The organism is Arthrobacter sp. 05N429 (assembly GCF_056397045.1).
On the sequence record NZ_JBFTMQ010000044.1, the window covers coordinates 1 to 450 of the forward strand.

Consider the following 450-nt stretch of genomic DNA (forward strand, 5'->3'; position numbering starts at 1 on the left):
GAGAGGCCCCCAGCCAGACCACTGGGTTGATAGGCCGGATGTGGAAGCGAGGACTAAAGACTCGTGAAGCTGACCGGTACTAATAGGCCGATAACTTACACCACACACCCCTCCCGTGAACGGATTCAAAAGACGTTCACACCAGGGAGGAGTACAAAGATAACAAGACTGCTTGCGTCCACTATGTGGTTCCCAACCAACAAACCCGTTGCTTGAGAACCGACAACAAAATAACAACACCACAACTGCACCCAAAAAGTGCAGGAAGCATGTTGTAACCACAAGTTTTCCCACCCCCAGGGGTGCGGAGCAAGGGTTACGGCGGTCATAGCGTGGGGGAAACGCCCGGTCCCATTCCGAACCCGGAAGCTAAGACCCACAGCGCCGATGGTACTGCACCCGGGAGGGTGTGGGAGAGTAGGTCACCGCCGGAACATCATTACACGGTCG

1 rRNA gene is annotated in these 450 nt (G+C 55.3%); it reads left to right on the top strand.

Annotated elements, in window-relative coordinates:
- The first annotated feature begins 317 nt into the window (after positions 1-317).
- Positions 318-434 (top strand): 5S ribosomal RNA (gene rrf, locus AC1DF4_RS19185).
- Positions 435-450: the final 16 nt, after the last annotated feature.